Below are 21611 nucleotides of genomic sequence, written 5' to 3'. Positions count from 1 at the left end.
TTCTTAGCATATATTAAGAGCTGCTCTTCAAAAGAATACTTATATAGATTTGATGCAGTATCTAAGAATTTTTCAAACTCATTAGAGCTTGAATATATAGAAACTTTTCTTTTTTTCAGTTCCTCAATAGTTTTTTTCAGCTTATCACTCATATATTCCCTCCTGAAAAACACTATATTTAGTTAGTGACATTATAGTGTTTTAGTGTCTTAATGTCAAATGCTTGTATGGTTATTTTTTAAAGAATTTTAATATAGGAATTTTTTTGATTTTCTTTTTATTAAAATCCTATAAACTAATCTCTGTTTTTTTATTTTCTTTAGTTTGATTTTTTTCACTTTTATTCAAATCACTTTTATTTTTTCCATTAATATTTTCTTTTTCTACATCCTTTTTTTTATCATTAGAAAATAGTCTTTCAGCTGTTTCTATTAATGAATCAATTTTTTCATCAAGAAGGGTTATAGAATCATCATCCATAAATCTTTTAAAAACTTTATCCAAAACATTAAAATCATCTATTCCCTTTTCTAGTGAAATAACTGCTTTTACATAATTTTCATAATTACTATATATCATGTTTGATATATTTTTTTTAGCATCTTCAAAATCTGAATTTTGTAATGCTGAATCATCTATATTATTTTTATCTAAAGCTTTATCAAATCTAGCTTTACTATTATCTTCATTCCAATATTGATTTTCTATTCTTATAGAAGAATTATAATCATCCCAAAAATCAATGTAGGATTGTAAATCAGATATTGGAGTAGTTTCTTTAAATTTTTCATATTGTTTTTCAAATTTCTCATATTCTATTTCATAATTTAATTTAAGATCATCACAAAGCTCTTCAAACTCCTCATTAAACATGTTTTCTTTTTCTTCGAATTCTCTATATTCTCCTTTATAGATGCTATCTGATTCTTTTGCATTTACAACATCTATAGTGTAGTCAATGTTATTAAATAGCATTGAATCAACTTCTTTAGCAAAAGAAAGGATTTGTTCTTTTCCTATTATAAAGTGGTCACAAAACTGAAGTCCTAATTGCTCAGAAATAGTTGAAATTCTTTTAGTTATAATCATATCTTCATTAGAAGGTTTCGTAGTGCCACTAGGATGATTATGATACACAATAAACCCTGCAGATTCGTTTTTTAAAATCTCTTGAAATAAGATTCTAGGGTCAACAATACTAGAGGATACTCCACCTTTGAATATATTTATAGACTTTTGTATTTTGTAGTCGTCATCATATAATATGCATCCAAATATTTCTTGTTTTTCATGTTGAAAACCAAGCTTTAGGTTAGTTTTAATTTTTTCTATATCAGTAATTATATTTAGGTTTTGATTTTCTCGTTCAGCTAGGAAGCTGGAAAACTCATTATAGTTCTCATAATTGGAAAAATCTATTATTTCATTGTTTTCTTCATGAATAAATAGAGTTTCTTTATACTCAGGATAATTATATAATCCAGAGAAAGTGTTCTCATTTCTATATGATATAAATTCATTATCAGCTTCTATATATTTCATTTTATCTACCATTTCAATTCCTATAAATTTAAGGATTTCATCAATTCTGCTAACATTCTTTTTCGTAGATTTGTCGTGATAAGTTAGAAAGGCCCTTGATGCTCCAGCGTTTAGAGCTTCAGATATGGCTCTTTTAATATCATCTCTATGATTTATAGAGACTTTGGTAGAGTATATAGGAATATTCTTTGTGTTTACAAATAAAAGTTGAACTTTGCTCTTTGTAGGCTTATCTACTTTTCTTACATACTCATAAAATGTTTGGTCTGATTGTATAGGTTTTTCTTTTGAAACTAAACTACCCTTTGCATAATCCAAAAAATCAAGAAGTGGACGAATATCGTCCACTCCAGAGATTATCTTATTATATAATTGTTCTTTATTTTCGCATCCAAAAGCATTATATAGATTACTCATTTTCATCACCTTCTTCAAGGTTTACATCAAACATTTCAAGTATCTCTTTAACTTCTTTAACTTTTTCATTATCTGGATTTTCTTTGATATATTTCATTAATTCCATATGATTTTTCACACCAAAGAGTTCAAATAGCTTGTTATTCATTCTTAAATTCTCCTCTCAAATTAATATATATCTTTAATTATGAAAATTTGAACTTCATCAAATGATATTTTTGCTTTTTCTTTATATAAAAAAACTTAAAACAATACGATATATAATGTTTTAATAGTTTAACGTTATAAACTTAAGATGTCATAATTTTAAAACTTTCATCTTTAAAAACAAAATTTTAATTTTAATGTCTATTTTTAATAATGTTGCTAATGATTGAAGATGCTTCTGCTTTATTTAATTTGCTTTTTGGATTAAATATCCCAGATTCAGATACTCCCCTTATAATGTTATGTTCATATAAAGCTTTAATGGATTCTCTATACTCAGGATTTATTTGATTGATATCTGGAATTTCAACCAAATCATTTGAAGTGGATAATCCAAAATAATTTGCAATAAAATAAGCTGCTTCTTCACGAGTTAAAACCTTATCCTTTCCAAAGAAAGAATCTTTTTTTAGCTTTTCATAATAAGGTTTAGTCCAATCATCTACAAACTCATTAACAACAAATCCATCTGCTCTAAGCAGCAGCGCTAGAAGTTCTTTCTCTTTGATAAGGTCTGTAGGTCTATATGATAAATCTGCAAACCCATTTGTGATATCATTAATCACAGCTGTATACACGTTGTTATAGTACCAATTACTTTTTAGAACATCATAAAAAATAAGCTCATTTGTTAATGGATCTATAGGATATTTAGAAACATTTACAGGTACTTCAATGATTTTTTCAACTATCTTTTCTATAGGAACCTCTATGATTTTCTCTACTTTATCTCTTGATTTAACAATTTTTTCTACTTCAACTATAGTTTCCACAGGAACTTCAGTAATTTTCTCAATTATAGTTTCTATAGGTATTTCAATAATTTTTTCTATTATAGTCTCTATAGGCACTTCAATAATCTTTTCAATTTCAACTATATTTTCTACTGGTACTTCAATAATCTTTTCAACTTCTACTATAACCGTTTCACCTTTTGGTGGAATTTCTTCATAAATAAAAGTTATTGTTCCATTTCCCCCTTCTAAGTCTGGTTCTAGGAACAACTCTATATTATCACCTACAAAATCGTATTCAGTTCCATCAGGAAGTCTATATTTCACTACTTTATAGCCATCCCAATGCCTAGGTTTTATACTTGTTGGTAATTCATAAATAATATCTAATTGAGTATCTCCAATCATCCAGTTATAATTACCGTCTAGATCTTCTGCATCTATATATAAGGAGCCAACTTTAATTTCAGAAGCTGTTGATTCTTCCTCTTCATATACAAATTCAATGCCTAAAATAATAAAAGACTCTTCATCACCATCCCCATCATCTTCTGAGTAATCTTCACCCATTTTAAATAATTCTAATGTTACAAATTCAGTTAATAGTTCAAATGTTTCAGAGTAATTCATAAGATTGTCAACAAATCTATAACTTGTAGGTTTTAGCCCTTTTCTATGTGATGGATAAACATCTTTTTCTGTTAGCAGCTCATTTGTTATAGGATTCTCTGGTGGAAAAAACATAATATCAAAGGATAATTCTTCACCTTTATCTGTAACTTCACTTATAATCAAAGCAGAAAAATCATCAATACCAGAAACTCCACCATCTGGAACATAAATTATTTCTATATCAAAATCTCCTAAGCCTGAAAGAGACGTTAAATTAACATGTATAAAATCATTATCAAAATATTGAATAGAGCCACTTCCAATTCTAAAAGCTATAGGCCTTAGTCCTCTATAGTGTGCTGGATAAATCTCAGCAACTAAATCATCCATTCCTAAGAACTCATGATATGCAACATACTCTCTTATAGTAGAAGTCCCTTCATGGTTTTCTAAAACATCATGCATCCTAACAGGAGTAGCTGCTCCTATAGCTGGTTCATAAAATACCCTTATTTCAGGGGAAGGGCCAATACCATCTGATACTTCTTTTAAGTCTAAATCTAGATAAAGTTCTGCTTGGGATATAGGTAAAGGCATATCCCAACCGCCTAACATATATCCAGTGGGAATAAGCCCTGGATGATGGGTAAAGTAAAATCTGTAAGAACCTCCTGGTAAATAATCAAATTTTGTATATTCTCTTATGAGAGATCCAAAGTAAGTCCCATCATTTATACTTTCTGTAACTTGTATATATCCCATTTTAAAATAGAAATCTTCGGAATCTGTTGATGAAAATTCAAATTCAGTGGCAAAAGGTGTAAATAATCCTCCACTTATTTCAGGTTCCAAAGCTATATCTGTAGGTGTTTTGAAAATTTCTTTAGATTCATCTTTAATCTCTTGGAGTTCCTTTATATCACCTTCTTCAATTATTTCTTCATGATATTCTAAAGTTTCTTTTTCTTCCTCTTCAAATGTTTTTTCAAGGTCTTCTTCCCCTTCTTTCAAAGATTCTAAAGTACTTTCCAGATTTTCTTCCATATTCTCTACTATTTCTAAATCTATTTCTTGTGCAAAGGAGATTGATGGGAAATTAAAATTTAGTGGGAGTACTATTAAAACTGCAATGAAAATTGAAAATTTATTTTTTCTACTCATAATTATTTTCCTTTCTTTAAATTATTAAAGTATGATTTAACATATTTAGATTTAACGTGTTTAATAAATAGTGATAAATAAATAGGATTAAAGTTTTTTTCTTCCTTTTTCATTACTTCTAATGCTACAGAAATACTTAATGCATCTTTATAGGGTCTTTTATGTGTAAGGGAATCGTATACATCTGCAAGTCTTATAAGTTGAGACTCTATAGGTATAGCATTATCCTTTAATCCGTAGTAACCACTACCATCAAAATTTTCATGATGATATTTAATTATTTGTGATATTTTTTTTAAACATTTCAGTAGTTCTTCACCTAAAAGTACATGCTCTCTTACATATATCATTTCTTCTTTTGTCAACTTTCTTTTAGCATTTAGAACTTTTTTATTTAGTTTGAATTTCCCTATATCATGAAGCACAGCCCCTAGAAATAGTCTGAACCTTATCACATTAATTTCATTCTTATTTTCATTGACAAATGAAATTGAAATAAAAGACACCCTAAGCATATGCATTAAAGTTTCTATGGCAACCTCCCTTCTCAAACATTAGCTCATATTCTAATTTTTAAATTAAAAAGAGCACTAAAGTGTTAGTTCCACCATAATGCTCTTTAAAAATTACTTTTTATTTAGTTAGAATATTTATCTTTCTTTATTAAACTCTTCTTCGAAATCTTCCTCAAAACCCTCTTCAAAATAGAGCTCTGAGTCATTTTTCTTTTCAATATCTAATTCATTTGAAGTACTGGACGAAGTTGAGTACCTTTCAGTATAGTCACTGCTCTCTGTTTCCCCATAGTACCCATCTTCATAAGACTCTTCATATTCATCTGTATACTCATCACCTTCTTCCTCTTCCTCATGTTCATCTAAGTCTGCTGAGTTTTTATTTTTCAGATATACTTTCTTATAGTAACCAAAGCCGCCTATAATCATCGATAAAACAATTATAATAAACAAAGTGGGATCACCTTTTTTATTATTTTCTTCCCCCAAAAGTAATTTATCAGCCTCCTCTTTTCTAATTTCTTCTTCCAATTCAGCTTTTAATCTGGCTTTCATTTCTTCTTTTGTCTCTTCATTTTCTTTGAATTCTCCACTTTCTTTCCTAGCTTTATCAATCAAGTTTAATAAATCAGATTCTGAAACCTCTGTAAGCATCCTTACCTGTTGTTCATCTTTAGTGTAGTCAATAATTAAGTGAAATTCTTTCCCTGTAGATGTCTGAAATGATAAGAATTGTCTTTTTGGTGGAATATCTGTGTCAAATTGTTTACCATCTTCACCAACATTTTCTGTTATGTTCCCATTAGTTGTAGATGGCTTAGTAGCAGTTGTAAAATTTGGCTTTTCTACATTTCCGCCAACAGTGCTAGAGTTTCTAGCCCCAGAGTAATTAATATTACTTACTTGTTCATCTTGTGCATTTAATATTATTTTGTCTATTGGGTCCATTTCTTTGTTTTCATCAGATTTTGCATATCCTATACCAGAACTAAATACTATGAATACAGCTGTTAAAAAAACAAGTGATTTATGTTTCATCTATATACCTCTTTTCCTTTTAATTTTTTGATTTTCTTTATTGCTCTAAATCACTTTGTGACATTGAAGTTGTTTGGAGCATTTTATTTTCCCCTTCTTGATCTAATTGGTTATATATTATTATTTTGGAATCCTCTAAAGTTACTGCCTCTTTATTTTCTAAGACTTTTAATAGATCTTTTGGGGTCATTTGAATAACATTAAGAAATTCTCCTGTAATTATAGAGTTTAATTTAATAAGCTCATTTTCAAATTCCTCTATTTCTCTTTTTATATTTTCAAGTGACTTTTTTCTTTTCGTTAGCTTTATTTCAGTAGCTTTTATTGCATCTCTTATTTTTTTAGAATTTAGCATAGGTTTACCTCCATAAAAAAAGCACCATAATGCTTATATAAGCAATAGAGTGCTTTTGTATTATTTTGAAATCAAGGGAATACCCTTCCAGCTCCATAGTAATGCTTTTGCCAATAATTTGAATTCAGATTAGCATACTGGACAGGATCTCCAGCATGAATCATAGTTTTATTACCTACATATATTCCAACATGGGTGACTGGTCTTCCAGCGTTATATGTTCCAGTAAAGAAAACTATATCGCCAGGTCTTAGTTCTTCTTTTGATATCCTTTGGGTTGAGTTATATATACCTTGAGCTGTTGTTCTAGGCATATTTTTAACACCTGAATGGGTAAATGTCCAAGTAACAAAGCTGGAGCAATCAAATGTATTAGGTCCATTAGAACCGAATACGTACCTTTTACCAAGATGCTTTTGCGCTTCTTCTAAAAGTGCTTTTACCCAATCATCATAGTTTTCAAATTCAACCTCTGGGAAGTTGAAATTAGGATTACTATTATAATTGTTGTTTTGTGAAAAATCGAATATATAAGCATCAGACAAGGTATCTGTATATGATGGTAGATAGAAGTATGGATCTAGGAAGTTATCAAATTGGTCAATTAATTGAAGTCTTAAAAAAGAGACTATATTGCTATCTAAAGAAGGTTCTGAAATAGATGAAATTTCTTCTCCTGCTAATACTCTTTCTCCTTCTTCGAATAGAAAATTTGAAACATTAGAATATCTAACTCTATTTCCAGCAAAGGTTCTAATTTCAAGGTACTCTCCAAAACCATCACTTCCGTAATGAACTATACCATCTACAAGTGCAAAAACTTTGCTATCCATAGGTTGGATATCCATAGCTGGGTAGAAAGTCTTTTGCCCTGTATCTGGGTCTAAGCTATATCCAAACTTCTTTATAACATCCAATTTCCAATCATCTACAACTGGATTTTTCATAAATGTAAAGCTTCCTTTAGATTCATAAAGCATCTTATATGAAATTTTCTCTTTGATTCCAAGAAGTCCAAATTTTGAATCTATTACATCTTCAAGGGGTTTTGTTTTTAATGTGGTTCTTAAAATTGTAACAGTATAAGTATCTTCCCCAGAACCTCTGGTTTCTGTTTTTGACTTTCTTTCAAGTGTATACATTCTTTTAAATAAATCTTCAATTTCTGATTTTACTTTACTGTCTTCTAATTTAAAGCCATCAGAAAATTTAACTGATAGATATGATGCTATCATGTGGGGGTCATGTCCAATATTATCTAAGCTATATTCATATTCATCATATCCAGGGTGGTTTATTTCAGTATCTAATACATCAATTGCAAGGTCCACTTCAAGCTCTGAAAAATATCCGTTAGTTTTTGTTATTTCAACATCTGATGATTGATATATTATAGATGCAATAACGGCTCCGCCTAATGAAGTTATAGAAATTAAGATCACAAAGATAAAAGCAAGAAGTAATGAAATTACAAATGGCAAGCTTAATAAAGATGAGAGGGCAGTGACTACTCTTACCATTGCTGCTTTAGAAGATTTAATCATTGCAATAAATCTGTTTTGATTTATTTGTATAGTCTCTGATGTCTTTTGCATTTCATTACTTTTAAATGCTTTAAAGTACTGTTTTTTATACATATTCTTTTGGATTTTTTTCTTTTCTTCAGTGGATAGTTTAGTTAAATTTCTTTTCTTATCATGCTGTATAAGTTCTTTATTTTTCTGATTTAAAGCACTTTTCCTCTTGTTTATATCTTTTTGAGTTTTTCCTTTTTTAGCAAAATTACTAAACTTTCTTATAGAGTTAATCTTTGAAGAAATTATGCTAGTTCCTTCTCTAAGAAATTTAGAAGTATCAGCTTGAAGGTTTTCTTCTCTTTCAACTGAATCTGCTAGAGAATCCTTAGAAAATTTAGCAGTATGACTTCCTGCTCCAATAAGAAATTTCACAGGCTTTTTTGCATTATTTTGTTCTTCGAACTTTAGCTTAGAGTTTTGTTTTAATTTTTTATGTCTTTCGATTTCTTCCTTGTACTTGATATTTTCTTTACTTATTTTTTTATTATCTATATACCTTATACCTTTTTGAAGCTTTTTATTAGAGCTACTAACAGTTTTAAAAGTGTCAGATTGAAGAGAATTATCATCAGAATCTAATGTATCTTCAAATTTATCCCTTAAGGCATCTCTTTGTCTAGATTTAAGCCTATTATGCTTTAAAGATACTTTACTTTGAATATGCTCTAAACTTCTAATAGAAGAGGTGGATAGTCTAACAGTTTTATTATGAATCTTCTTTTTATCAGAAACACTTTTTAGCTTAAATCTGGATTCTTTTCCCTGAGATTTAGTATTTTTATAGACTAAATCATCAGTACTTTTATTGCTATTTCTATATTTGTTACTTATTGCCTTATTACTTAGCCTTGAGGAATTTTCACTTTTGCTATGTTCAGTTTTTAGCTTAAATCTGGATTCATTAGTTTGATTCTTCCTATTTGAAAATCTTAATTCATCAGCATTTCTACTTCCTCTAAATTTAGTCTTATTTGACTTTGAATCAGATTCAATATTTATATAATCCTTTTTATCAGAGTATTTAATAGAGCTTTTTTTAGATAAAGAACTGATAGTTTTATATGAAAAGTCCTCTATATTAGCTTTATTTGATTTAGAGCTAGAGGATTTGCTAGTAGTTTTATTTAGGGAATTATTAGAAGATGAAGCACTATTTATTGTATTGATATTAACTTTTGAATCCTTAATACTTTTATCCCTAGATTCTGCTATGCTCCCTTGCTCATAGCCTGGGTTGTTGATTTTTGAATATGAGTCTACTGATTGATTTTTTACAATTTTCTGCTGTCTTTTTTGCCTTTTATTTTTTGCATTTTTTTTAATATTATCTGTTTTTAAGTCAAATTTATCCTTCTTTCGTTCAAGGGATATGTCTTTTATTCTATTACTGATATTTTCTTTAGTGCCTTTTGTAACATTTAATTCTTCTAAGCCATCTTTAGTCATTTTATTGACTACTTTATCCCTAGAAGTAAACTTCTTGGCCATAAAAAATCAGCTCCTTATCTATGAACTAACTTCTTCTGGCTTTGTGGTCATTACTTTATACAGGATTGTTTCTTTAGGGAACTTATCTATAAATGGTATAGTTACATTTCCAAAGAAAAGTAAGCCTTCACCTGGATTTGTATGAGTTACATAAGATAGTTGATGGTCTGATATATTAAGTCTTTTAGCAAGCTCTATTCTATCTCCGGCGGCTTGAGATAACATATATATAAACTCACTATTTTCAAATATATTTTCTATTTCCCTAGATGATAATAAGTCTTTAACATTTTGGGTTATTCCAGTTGGAATTCCTCCCCATTTTCTAAACCTTTTCCATATCTCTACAGAGTATGAAGCTGTTTGAGGTTCTTTTAATAGAAGGTGAAACTCATCTATATAGTATCTTGTCGCTTTTTTCCCTCTATTCATGGATACTCTGTTCCATACCTGATCTTGAATGATTAACATTCCTATCTTTTTTAGGGCTTTACCAAGTTCTTTGAAGTTATAGCATACAAAACGATTATGAATATCTATGTTTGTCTGATGGTTAAATACATTTAGTGAGCCAGTAACATAAATCTCAAGAGCTGTTGCTATCCTTTTAGCTTCAGGTTCTTCTTGGGCAAGTAAAGACTTATATAAATCTTCAAGTATAGGCATATTCTCATTTATAGGGTTATCTAAATAGTTTCTATATACAAGTCTTACGCATCTATCGATTATGGATATCTCTTTACCGTCTAGTCCCATCTTTGTTCCTACAACAAGTTCACAAAGTGAAAGGATAAAGTCTGATTTTAATGTAAGTGGGTCATCATCTTCTGAGTAGTTGAGGTTTATATCCATAGGGTTTATATAGTCTTTCGACTTAGGAGAAATATTAATTACTTGTCCTTTTAAAGTATTAACAAGTGGAGCATATTCACCTTCTGGATCTCCAACTATGATATCATCACTTGTTCTTAAAAAAGAGTTTGTAATTTCTCTTTTAGCAGCAAAGGATTTACCGGCTCCAGGTACTCCTAGAATTAATCCGTTAGGATTTTTAAGAGCTTTTCTATCAACCATTATGATGTTATTACTTAGGGCATTAAGTCCATAATAAAGGGATTCTCCAGGCATAAAAAGTTCCTGAGTGGTAAAGGGAACAAAGATAGCTGTGCTAGAGGTTGTTAAGGTTCTTTTAATTTCTATCTTATTTTTCCCAAGGGGAAGGGAAGAAATTAATCCTCTTTCTTGCTGATAATCTAGTCTTTTCATCATGCAATTATATTTGGTGCATATTGATTGGACTTGAGCTATTGTATTTTCAAGCTTTTGCCTTGTTAAAGCAGTATTCATAACAGTTATGGTAGTAACAAACATTCTTTCATTTCTATTTTGCAGGTCGTCTAAGAAGTTCTCGGTTTCTTTTGTAAATGTTTGAATATCTGAAGGAATGATATCCATATCATAACCAGCTCTTACAGCTTTCTTTTGTTCTTCGATTTTCATTTTGTTTAAATCAGATTGCTTACTTTTAATCATTTTGATAGCCTTGTTTTGATCTATTGAATAGATATGAAAATTTATAGAGATATTTTCATCTATATCAAGTAAATCCGCTAGCATCCTATCATTCATCTCTGGGGAATTAATTACTATATGAGATATTGATGAATACATATCTCCCATTCTAAAAACTTTTCTATCCCCAAAATTAAAAGAAGATGGAACTATATAGTCTTTTGTAGACATTCCACCTTTTTTGATACTATTCCATGTGAAGTTGAATTTACTCTGAGAATCAGGGTTCATAATATTAAAAAGAAGTTCTAATCTTTCTTTTCCATCTAAAGCTATAGCTCTTGCTCCTAATACTTTGAAATTGTTTAGTATGTCTGATTCTATTCTTTCTAGTCTTTGTTTTGCCATTTTTAGATTATCAGCTTCAATGGTGAAGGTAATATACTTAGTCTTTATAAGACCGTTATTTCCTTTACTTAGCTGGTTTTTTAGCATATTTGAAAATTCTTCTCTGATTTCATTAAATTCATCAGTAGAGTGGGGCATTTCTATATTTTTCTTAAAATCTTCAATATTTCCTTTTTGATTTATAAAGGATAACTGAAACTCTATTGATGAATCAAAGTAGTTTAGAAAGTCACAGTAGTTTTCAAATATTATAGTCTTATCATCATTTTGAGCAAGTTGATAATTAATATCAAAAAACTGAATAGTTTTGTTATATTTTTTATCACCTATGTGGCAAATTCCATCTGGAAGCATTCTTTTATACACTATCGTGTCTTGAACTGTTTGAATAGGTGGTTTTCTTTTCTTAAAAAGATTTGAAAATATTCCATTTGAATCTGACCTATCTTTTGCTAGAGAAATTTTATCTTTACGCTGAAACTCTGCTTTGCTTTTTTGCAATTTGTTTATTTGCTTTTTTTGCTTTTGATTTTGTTGCAAGTAAGTCAGCTCCTTTCACTAAAGCTTCATACGAGTTTGAATTCTTATATATCCTAACTTCTGGATTTCTTATTTTACTTTCATAATAGTACTTAATTAGCTTTTCAAAAGTAAGGCCATCTTTTTCATATATACCAAGAAAGAAAAACGGCATTACTCCAGCCATCATAATAAGAAGGGCTATATCGTTTGGAAATAAGTTTTTAGCATTGATATAAATTAAAAATCCAATAACTCCCCCTAAAGAAAAACTAATTAGCTGCCTTTTCGTTAAGTTAAGAGCCACCTTAGTCTTTACCTTAGATAAATCTTTTGGAACAGGCACAAATGCCATTTGATCACCATCCTCTTTATTGAAATTTGTAAATAAAAAAAACCACTCATTTGAGTAGTTTTAAATATTTTACTTATAGCCATACTTTTAGGAAATATATTAATGTCCCTGAGAATATAGCAAAAGCTTGTGGCATTATTTTTATTATAAAAAATATTGTTGTAAAAACAAAAGAGCATAAGAGTAAAATCGAAATATTCATTAATCTCATATTAGGATCATTGATTATTAATGTTATACCAATAATAACTACAGCAATTCCAATAACACTTAAAATTGTTAATAGATAGTTGCCTAAAATGTTAAAGCTAATAGATATTATATAAAAAACAGCAATTAATGGGATGAACAATATTTTTATTGGAATAAAGAGTAAATTTCCTAAAATTCTAAGGGGCATCGACCCTTCCTTCATGTATTTTAGTTTATTTTCTATTTTCTCATCCATAACTACCCTCTTTTCTTATTATAAAGTTATAACATTATAGTATATTAACATTATAACATTAAAATGTTAATTAAGAAAAGTTTTTAATGGGCATTTAAAACTGATTTAGCAACACTATTAGATTTAATAAGTGAAACTAGTAAAACCACAGATATTCCTATTAAAAATCCTAAACTTTTTGTAAAATCAAATGCCCCACCTCCAATCTCTGATAAAAAGGTTTTTACAAGTTCAGAGTAGATTCCAAACCCTATAACTATCAATACCCCCTGAAGAGCATAAGCTAATATAACTTTCGAATAATTTATTCCTATATTAGACCATTCTTTATTACCAAATGTAGAAAAAGGTACTGGAGCCAGTGAAATATAAAAATATATTTCTATCATTCTTATTGCAAGTATTATATATACTCCAATAGATAATGCACCAAATATACCTCTAAATATCCAGGTTAAAATTAATAATGTTGCTAATTCATTTACTTTTAATTCTTTTAAAGACTCAATAAATTCAGAAGACTCGATTTGGATAACAGTACTTGTAGATGATACAATCCCAAGTGTACTTGATGTTAAGTTTGTCCCTAAATCAAAAAACGCCATTACGAAGTTAAACGTATTGGAGAGTAGATAAACAGCTATTGCTGCTTTAAATATATACTTAAAAAAATTAAAGGTATCTATGTCATGCATATTGTTTTTTTCATTAACCATCTGTATTAGTTCATAACACAAAATAAATGTAATAATTAAGGATGCAATTGGAAGAATTACATTATCAGATACACTTCTAACTAAACTATATGCATTTGAGTTCCAAGTTAAAGGGGAGACTCCAGCATTAGATGCAACATTTGCCAGTGTTTCATTAAAATAATCAAACATTCCAGTGGTATTGATTATTACCCATTCTATTAGCATATTCCTTATATACTCTATTATTTGATCTATTACCCACATATATTCACCATCCTAGTACAAAAAAAGCAACCAAATTGGTTGCTTTTTATTAATCTATAAATTCAAGATTTGCTGTTTTCCATTTTTTCAAGGAAATATTTACCCAAAATAAGTAAATACCTAATGTGATTATACTTAGAAGCAGCCATTTAATCCACTGGCCAAACAATCCTAATGCTGTACCTTTAAAATGAAGCCTTCTACCATCTAAAACTGTATGTTTAGCTTCCCAAGAATAAATCATCGTTATAGCCCATGGATAACATATTCCCAGTGTAAATACTGTTACAAGTATGCCTAGCAGATTCCACCCTATTAACTGTAAGAGTCCCCCATCAAAATAGTAGCCTTTCTCATTAATCATTTTCTCCATTATAATTCCCCCTAGTCTTATATTTGTTTACATCGTATCAAATATAAGACTATAAGGTCAATCAAGTAAAATTTTTACTTTAGAATAGATTGGATAGATTAGGAATAACTTGCTGGGCTAGTAGTATTATTCCTCCCCCAGCCATAAGTTGTTTTATCCCTTGTGACTTTGCTCCAGGATTATCCCCACCATATCCTTCTAGTAAGTTTACTACTCCCCATACTCCAAGTCCAGCTCCTAAAGCTGTTACTAGTGTTTTTAAGGCTTCTATTGCACTATTAAAAAATTCCATAAATATCCTCTCCTTATTATATGCTTTTTAATAAAATTTCAAACTTTTTTGTGGATGTTGCACCTATTTCATATTGAGCTTGTCTTATACTTTCTTTCTTTTTAGTTTGTCTTTCGTATTTGATATACTTTTCTACATCAAATATGTTTTTCTTGTCATAATCAGAAAGAATTTTATAATTTTCATGATTACAAATGTCATATTTTTTTGATAAAAAGGGTCTTACACCTCTAAGTTGCATAATACATTTTTCCCCATCTAATATTGCTATCTCATCTTGACTCATTAAATCTTTTCCAACCTTTTGATAGTTCATTCCATAGCTTTGTTGCTGCCCTCGATTTTCTGATGTATTGTAAAGATCTATTGTTTCCTTGCCAAGAATCTCAGCTAAATCCTTTAAAGTATCTTTTTCTTTTCCATCTAGAAATAAGGTAGTATCACAGTTTCCTTCAATCGTATTTGCATGGTCCTTATATATTGCTTTAAGCTGACTCTTTGACTGAAGTACTACTGATGCTGATATTTCCCTTGAACGAATTGTGGCTATTAATTTTTCAAAGTTAGGAATTTGGCCAATATTTGCAAACTCATCTAAAAGGCAACGAACATGATATGGTAGTTTCCCTCCATACTCATCATCTGCTTTTTCACAAAGTAGATTAAATAGCTGAGTATAGAGCATTGCAACAATAAAATTAAAGGTGGAATCAGTATCTGAGATTATAATAAAAAGTGCCGTTAGTTTATCCCCTAGCTTATCAAGTTCTAGCTCATCATCTGATAGCATTTCCTTTAACTCTTCAATATCAAAAGGGGCAAGTCTTGCTCCGCATGAAATTAATATAGATTTTGCTGTTTTCCCTGCTGCTAGTTTATATTTTTTATATTGCCTTACTGCAAAATGATTAGGCTGTGGCTTTGCAATTATTTCTCCTGTTATATAATCCCTCCCTGTTTCAAGTTCCTTAAAAAGTACATCTACTCCATTTACAAAGCCTTCATTTTCTTCGTGTGTTTCAGAAGAATCAATCATTGAAATAAGCGTATTGAAGTTTTTTTCTTCTTTTGGTGATTCATAAAAAATGTATGAAATTAAGGCTGTATATAGAAGTCTTTCAGCTTTAACCCAAAAATCCTCAGATGCTTTTTCACCTTCACCCTTTGTGTTTAAAATTATTGTATTAACTAGCTTTAAAATGTCCTTTTCTTTTTTTATATAGGCAAAAGGGCTATATCTCATTGATTTTTTAAAGTTAATTGTATTTAGTACCTTTATTTTGTATGGTTCATATACCGGTTTATTGTTTTTTGTCACTTTTCTTCCTTTTTCATCTTCTTTAACTCGTCCTTTTGAAAGCATTTTTCCAGTTTCAAGAAGTACTGTACCTTTAGGATCAGTTACAACATATGAACTATGCATTTGCATTATATTAGGCTTTACAAAGAACCTAGTTTTACCTGACCCAGAACCTCCAATAACTAAAATATTTTTATTTCTGGCAGTATGATGTGGATGACCAGGTACAGCATAGGGCCTAATTGTTAACTTTTCTGTTTCTGTTAGTAGAATATTTTTTCTAGGGATTAAGTCTATATATGGCAGAATTTCTTTTTTAGTTCCCCATCTAGCAGAACCATATTCCTGACCTTTTCTAAATTTTTTCTTGTCTAATTTCCTAAGATAAATAATCATAAAAAAAACTCCTGTCGCTATAACTCCATTTAATAAATCTTTGGAATTAAAACTCAGAAGTATTGAAGAAAAAGCTTCTTGGAAATTCAAAATTGCATAAAAAATTCCTTTATCATCTACTCTTGAAAAATAGCTAATTTTATTTGAAAAATAGAAAATTAGAATATAAGGGAGACTAGAAATAATAGCTTTTTTCTTGTCTATATACGCTAACTTATTTGTGGTATCAACCCTTACAACTTGAAGAATCTTTTTATAGTCCATCATCTTATCAATTCCTGCTTTTTCTCTTTTACTTTTTCTTTATTTTTGTTGCTTAAATTTGCTTTCTCTTTAGCTTTTTCTAATTTTTCAAGAGTACTTTTTTTATCATTTTCATGATTTTCTGGCATTACTTTTTCAGTTTTTTTTAATTTATTTTGATTATCTTCATGTTTAAATTCTTCAATGTCTTTAAATCTATCTGCCCTTATAAATCTCTTTAAAGCTTGTTCTATTAGTTCAGAATCTCTGGCTAGAAAAAATATGTTATATCTACCCTCAATCAAACAATCTTTTTTTAATGAATATTCTACTTCATGGTGTTTCATTATTTTTTGAAATAATCTAAGATCATTTATATCGCAATCATTGCTAGAAAGTGGAAGTCCCTTGCTATATAAAGTCTTAAGATTTTTAGAATCATTTTTCCAGGAAATATTTTTTTTAAACAAGTTTTCAAATAAATTGATAAGTGAAGATGCTACAATTTCTGTTGAATTTAAGGTTAATCCATATAATCTTTTAGTAGATTTATCTATCGTCATTCCAGTTTTATTTATTATTTCATTAGTTTTTTTAGAAGCCCTATAGACATCCTCGACTGTTTTGACTGAGTCCTTAAGAGTATCTTCCTGATTCATAAAATCACCATCCTTTCTCTTTTTAAAAAATTGATAATTAAGGTGGAACTCTCCAAACAAAATATATTAACATATAAAAATCCTCCTTAAAGTTTTAAATATTTTAAATAAAGTTATTCACTTGAAAATAACTCATGATTTACCTTAGATGTATAATAAAGATTCATAGTTGACGGAGCATTATATAGCGCTGTAATTATGTATGATCTTATGTCTTTAATTTGAGTTGTATTTTTTGATAAACAATCAATTACAAATTCAATATGCATATGGTTAAGCTTTAAAAACCTAGATTTTATAATCCTATTTGATGTATATGACCCATTAACTCTAAATTTTTCTTTTGCTGAAGAAACTGTATCTATTATTATCTGAGTTATCTCCTCTACTAAATCCGCATCATTTTTGCTAACTAATAAATCATATTCAATATTTTCTTTGATAATTTTTTCATAGTTCTTGTATTCTTTATCCAGAATCTTTTTATCATTAGAAATTTCATTTTCTTTCATTCCTTCATTCATTTTTTCAATTTCTTTATAATCTTTGTTTTTATTATAGAAAGAATGATTTATATATAATTTATCTATATCGTTATCTATATATTTATTAAGTGTCGTAATATTTCCGGTTCTAGAGTCGGAGTTATTACGATTTAATTGATTATCATCTAGTGAGTCGGAACTATTACGGTTTAATGTTATATCAAGGTTTTCAGCACTTTCACCTATTTCTTGTAATTCTTTGAAATCTAATATATCTTCATCTTGATTTTCCTTTATAATTTTTTCAATATCTGGATAGGTTATATATATTAGATTAGGCCTACCTTTTCCTTGTCTTACCTCAATTAGCAAATTGTATTCCTTTAACTCATTTATGGCTTTGGTTATAGTTTTATCTGAGGTTCTTAATGTCTTTTCCATTTCTTCACGTTTCATAATTAGATATACATTACCTTCTTTATCAAACCATCTATTTTTCATTGATAATTCATGCCTACTTTTTAAAAGAGAATATAGAATAATTGCTTTATCTGAAATCTTAGGGAAATCTTCTAAAAAGAAAAAACTTGGCAATTGATGAAATGAATTGTTGTATATATCATTAACTGAAAATTTCTTTTGATTGTACATTTTTACCTCCTATTCTTTAATTAATTTTCTATTTGCAGATTCTCATAGGATCTCTTGTATTGAATTGTGTATAATTACTAAGTATAATTATCTATATAAAAAAATGGAGGTCCTCTGATGTTAAGTTATAGTCCTTTATTAAATCTTCTTAAAACCAAAAATATTAATAAATACGAGCTAGTTGATATGAAGATAATGTCTTCTGCAACACTAGCTAAAATTTCTAAGGGTGAATACATATCTCTTAAAATAATTGATGATTTATGTAATTATTTAGATTGTGATATTCAAGAAATTATTGAACACATAAAATCTTAAATAATTTTATTTTTTGTTCTTTTTTTCAAACAAAAAAAGACTAATTATAAAATAGTCTTTTTTCATCACAATTAGGTATAACGCCTAGATTATATTTATATAACAAATTAAAAATTATAAAAGTTCTCTCCAAGTTCTCTCATTTTATTTCTAAACGCGTTTTTTTGAAAAATATTGTAGTAGTTGATAATGCTTATTCAAATAGTTGCATTAACTGAAAACACTCAATTATAGGTCTCTAAAACTCCATTGAATTCCGTTACAGTTTTATATACTCCATTGGTTATAAGAAACTCAAAATCCGCCATAGGTGACTATGTGGGGGTTCAAATCCCTTCGCCCGCACCACGTTATTATTATATTTTATTGATTTCGAGTATATTTATTTTTGATATATAAATTTAAAATTGAGTCTATAACTTCAACCTTACCTTTGGGCTAAGGTTTTTATTTTTGTAATAAATTAACTCATGTTATAGATTATATAAATTTTTTCTATCTAACTTTCTTTGTCTTTAAATTAACTAAAGTGTATAATCAATATATAATAAACAAAAAGGAGAGTTCTTATGGATTTCAGACAACTCGAATCATTCATAGCAATTGCAAAAAATAAAAGCTTTTCCAAGGCTGCTAAGGAACTTTATCTGACCCAGCCTACAATAAGCAATCACATTCAAACTCTTGAAAAAGAAATCGGAACATCTCTTTTAAATAGAGCAAATAGAGATATCACCCTAACAAAGGCGGGGGAGATTTTTTATGATTATGCAAACAAAATAATAAATCTCAAAAAAAATGCCCAATATAACATGGGAGAATTTGTGGGAAAAATAGAAGGAACTATTGAAATAAGTGCAAGTACAATCCCAGAGCAATATATTGTTCCTAAAATAATAAGAGAGTTTAACAAAACATATCCAGAGGTAAATTATAAAATCAATCACGGAGACTCTCTTCAAATAATCGAAAATATAAAAAACAGTAAGATTGATTATGGATTTACAGGTACCTATCTGAAGGACAGTGACCTAAATTATGTCCCTATAATAGAGGATAAACTAGTGCTTATAACTCCAAAGGCTTATATAAGTTCTTCATCTAGTTCTTTAATGATTGAGCAGGTAATGCAGGTTCCTCTTATCCTAAGAGAAGAAGGGTCAGGTACTCTAAATCTCTTTAATAAAGAGCTAAAAAAAAATAAAATCAAATCTGATTCATTTAATGTAATTGCATTTGCAGAGAACACTCAAACAATAAAGGCTATGGTTGAAGAAGGCTTAGGCTGCTCTATAATATCAAGCAAGGCCATAGAGAAGGAAAAGAAGCTTGATTTATTTGATATATATGAAATTGAAGATTTGAATCTTATAAGAAATTTCTATTTTGTATATTCCAAGGATAGAATTCTAGCCCCTTTAGAAAAAAGCTTTATTGATTTTATTGAAAACTTATTTCCTAATAAATAAAGAGCCTGCCCATTAAAATAATCTAAGGTTATTTTAATGGGCAGCTCTTTTTAGTTTTAAAATACTTTACTATTTAAAAATCTTACTTATTTTAAATATTTTTTATTTTAAAAATGCATTATATGCTTTAAAGGTCATGTATATATCTGCTTTACTCACAAGTTCTACAGGAGCATGCATGCTAAGCATTGGAACCCCACAGTCTACAACCTCAGCTCCATACTCTGCAAGTATAAAAGCTATGGTTCCACCTCCACCTTGGTCCACTTTCCCAAGCTCTCCTATTTGCCATACAATATTGTGTTCATCAAAGGTTTTTCTGATTTTTGCTAAGAATTCTGCATTTGCATCATTGCAGCCACCTTTTCCCCTTGAACCTGTATACTTAGTAAGAACTACTCCATTTCCAAGCATTGCTGCATTTCTTTTATCGAGTACTTCCGGAAACGTAGGGTCAAAGCCTGCAGTCACATCTGCCGAAAGAACTTCCGAATTTGCAAGTGCACGTCTCACTTTAAGGTCTGAATACTCTCCTTCAAGGGCTATAAGCTCAGCTACCATATTTTCAAAAAACTTTGAACTCATGCTCGTATTTCCCACAGATCCAATTTCCTCTTTGTCTACAAAAAGAGCAACCGCTGTTTTTTCAGGAGATTCAATTCCTAAAATAGCCTCTAGTCCAGCATAAGAGCATACTCTATCATCGTGTCCATGCGCAGATATCATAGATTTATCAAGTCCTACATGTCTAGCTTTTTCAGCCGGAACTATTTCCAGCTCAGCTATCATAAAATCTTCTTCTGTAATCCCATATTTTTCGTTTAGCAGCTTTAATATGTTTTCTTTAATAGGATCCTTCAAATCTTTTTCCCTAGAAGGTTTGTGCCCAATCACAACATTAAGCTGCTCTCCAGTGATTCCTTCTGATAGTTTCTTTTGCATCTGATCTGCCGAAAGATGTATAAGAAGGTCATTTATATAAAGTACGGGGTCTTTTTCATCTTCTCCAATTGAAATATCTACTTGCTTGCCTTCCTTGGTAAAGATGACTCCATGAATACTAAGCGGAATACAAGTCCACTGATATTTTTTTACCCCTCCATAATAATGGGTTTTTAAAAGGGCCATATTCCCATCTTCATATAGTGGAAACTGTTTTAAATCAAGTCTAGGAGCATCTATATGTGCTCCAACTATCTTCATTCCTTTTTCAAGCTTTTCTTTACCAACTACCATCATAGCTACTGATTTATTTTTATTATTTAGATATATCTTCATTCCTGATTCGATTTTTCCATCTTTAAGAACATCTTCATAATTTATATAACCATTTTCCTTTGCAAGTCTTATAATTTCGTTAGCACATTCTCTTTCAGTTTTTGACTTATCCATAAAGCTCATATATCTGTCCCCATAATCCATAAGTAGCTTATATTCTGATTCTTCAATTGTTTTCCAAACGTTTTTAAATTCATATTTTAATTCCATATGTAAATCCCCCTTGTTAATATTTTAAATTTTAAGAGTATACAGACTTTTCTTTCACAAAAAAATTATACCATATAGCATAATCTA

19 protein-coding genes are annotated in these 21611 nt (G+C 29.3%); 2 read left to right on the top strand and 17 right to left on the bottom strand.

Features of this window, described 5'->3' with window-relative positions; all coding sequences use genetic code 11:
* Window positions 1–288 precede the first annotated feature (288 nt).
* From J2Z35_RS10090 to J2Z35_RS10015, 16 genes are all read right to left on the bottom strand, one after another.
* Window positions 289–1959 carry a JAB domain-containing protein gene (locus J2Z35_RS10090; protein ID WP_209661278.1) on the bottom strand — a complete coding sequence of 557 codons (1671 nt, stop codon included), beginning with the start codon at window positions 1957–1959 and terminating at the stop codon, window positions 289–291.
* The gene (locus J2Z35_RS10085) at window positions 1952–2107 is read right to left on the bottom strand and encodes a hypothetical protein (protein WP_209661277.1); all 156 of its coding nucleotides are present in this window, start codon (window positions 2105–2107) and stop codon (window positions 1952–1954) included. The genes J2Z35_RS10090 and J2Z35_RS10085 overlap by 8 nt, the downstream gene beginning before the upstream one ends.
* A gap of 193 nt (window positions 2108–2300) precedes the next feature.
* Entirely contained in the window at window positions 2301–4673 is a 2373-nt protein-coding gene (locus tag J2Z35_RS10080; protein WP_209661276.1) for an S-layer homology domain-containing protein, read from the bottom strand.
* Between the two features lie 2 nt (window positions 4674–4675).
* Window positions 4676–5224 carry an HD-GYP domain-containing protein gene (locus J2Z35_RS10075; RefSeq protein WP_209661275.1) on the bottom strand — a complete coding sequence of 183 codons (549 nt, stop codon included), beginning with the start codon at window positions 5222–5224 and terminating at the stop codon, window positions 4676–4678.
* 99 nt (window positions 5225–5323) lie between these two features.
* Window positions 5324–6226 carry a CD1107 family mobile element protein gene (locus tag J2Z35_RS10070; protein WP_209661274.1) on the bottom strand — a complete coding sequence of 301 codons (903 nt, stop codon included), beginning with the start codon at window positions 6224–6226 and terminating at the stop codon, window positions 5324–5326.
* Window positions 6227–6263: 37 nt separating this feature from the next.
* Window positions 6264–6581 carry a hypothetical protein gene (locus tag J2Z35_RS10065; RefSeq protein ID WP_209661273.1) on the bottom strand — a complete coding sequence of 106 codons (318 nt, stop codon included), beginning with the start codon at window positions 6579–6581 and terminating at the stop codon, window positions 6264–6266.
* Window positions 6582–6652: 71 nt separating this feature from the next.
* Window positions 6653–9646 carry a CD1108 family mobile element protein gene (locus J2Z35_RS10060; RefSeq protein WP_209661272.1) on the bottom strand — a complete coding sequence of 998 codons (2994 nt, stop codon included), beginning with the start codon at window positions 9644–9646 and terminating at the stop codon, window positions 6653–6655.
* A gap of 18 nt (window positions 9647–9664) precedes the next feature.
* Window positions 9665–12106, bottom strand: coding sequence for a VirB4-like conjugal transfer ATPase, CD1110 family (locus J2Z35_RS10055; RefSeq protein WP_209661271.1), 2442 nt, complete (start codon window positions 12104–12106; stop codon window positions 9665–9667).
* Window positions 12036–12440, bottom strand: coding sequence for a PrgI family protein (locus tag J2Z35_RS10050; RefSeq protein ID WP_209661270.1), 405 nt, complete (start codon window positions 12438–12440; stop codon window positions 12036–12038). The genes J2Z35_RS10055 and J2Z35_RS10050 overlap by 71 nt, the downstream gene beginning before the upstream one ends.
* A gap of 73 nt (window positions 12441–12513) precedes the next feature.
* Window positions 12514–12888: a hypothetical protein gene (locus J2Z35_RS10045; protein WP_209661269.1), complete on the bottom strand. Its 375-nt coding sequence runs from the start codon at window positions 12886–12888 to the stop codon at window positions 12514–12516.
* An 83-nt stretch (window positions 12889–12971) separates the two neighbouring features.
* Complete coding sequence (locus tag J2Z35_RS10040) at window positions 12972–13850, bottom strand: VirB6/TrbL-like conjugal transfer protein, CD1112 family (protein WP_209661268.1); 879 nt, start codon at window positions 13848–13850, stop codon at window positions 12972–12974.
* A 49-nt stretch (window positions 13851–13899) separates the two neighbouring features.
* Window positions 13900–14223 carry a YjgN family protein gene (locus J2Z35_RS10035; RefSeq protein WP_245330844.1) on the bottom strand — a complete coding sequence of 108 codons (324 nt, stop codon included), beginning with the start codon at window positions 14221–14223 and terminating at the stop codon, window positions 13900–13902.
* A gap of 79 nt (window positions 14224–14302) precedes the next feature.
* The gene (locus tag J2Z35_RS10030; protein ID WP_209661267.1) at window positions 14303–14515 is read right to left on the bottom strand and encodes a Maff2 family mobile element protein; all 213 of its coding nucleotides are present in this window, start codon (window positions 14513–14515) and stop codon (window positions 14303–14305) included.
* A gap of 16 nt (window positions 14516–14531) precedes the next feature.
* Window positions 14532–16460 (bottom strand): VirD4-like conjugal transfer protein, CD1115 family, encoded by a 1929-nt coding sequence (locus J2Z35_RS10025; RefSeq protein WP_456298338.1) that lies wholly within the window; start codon window positions 16458–16460, stop codon window positions 14532–14534.
* Window positions 16461–16474: 14 nt separating this feature from the next.
* Complete coding sequence (locus tag J2Z35_RS10020) at window positions 16475–17113, bottom strand: DUF3801 domain-containing protein (protein ID WP_209661266.1); 639 nt, start codon at window positions 17111–17113, stop codon at window positions 16475–16477.
* Between the two features lie 113 nt (window positions 17114–17226).
* Window positions 17227–18249, bottom strand: a complete 1023-nt coding sequence (locus J2Z35_RS10015; RefSeq protein WP_209661265.1) for a DUF6017 domain-containing protein — start codon at window positions 18247–18249, stop codon at window positions 17227–17229.
* A 117-nt stretch (window positions 18250–18366) separates the two neighbouring features.
* Here J2Z35_RS10015 and J2Z35_RS10010 point away from each other — a divergent pair, with 117 nt between their 5' ends.
* Entirely contained in the window at window positions 18367–18567 is a 201-nt protein-coding gene (locus J2Z35_RS10010) for a helix-turn-helix domain-containing protein (RefSeq protein WP_209661264.1), read from the top strand.
* 569 nt (window positions 18568–19136) lie between these two features.
* Entirely contained in the window at window positions 19137–20036 is a 900-nt protein-coding gene (locus J2Z35_RS10005) for a selenium metabolism-associated LysR family transcriptional regulator (RefSeq protein WP_209661263.1), read from the top strand.
* A 102-nt stretch (window positions 20037–20138) separates the two neighbouring features.
* On the opposite strand, the gene J2Z35_RS10000 is transcribed toward J2Z35_RS10005, so the two are convergent.
* On the bottom strand, window positions 20139–21524 hold the full coding sequence (locus J2Z35_RS10000) for an aminopeptidase (RefSeq protein WP_209661262.1): 1386 nt from the start codon (window positions 21522–21524) through the stop codon (window positions 20139–20141).
* Window positions 21525–21611 lie beyond the last annotated feature (87 nt).

The organism is Acetoanaerobium pronyense (assembly GCF_017874355.1).
GTDB lineage: Bacteria > Bacillota > Clostridia > Peptostreptococcales > Filifactoraceae > Acetoanaerobium > Acetoanaerobium pronyense.
Note: the sequence above shows the minus strand (reverse complement) of the source record. Positions and strands in the feature narration are given on the sequence as shown.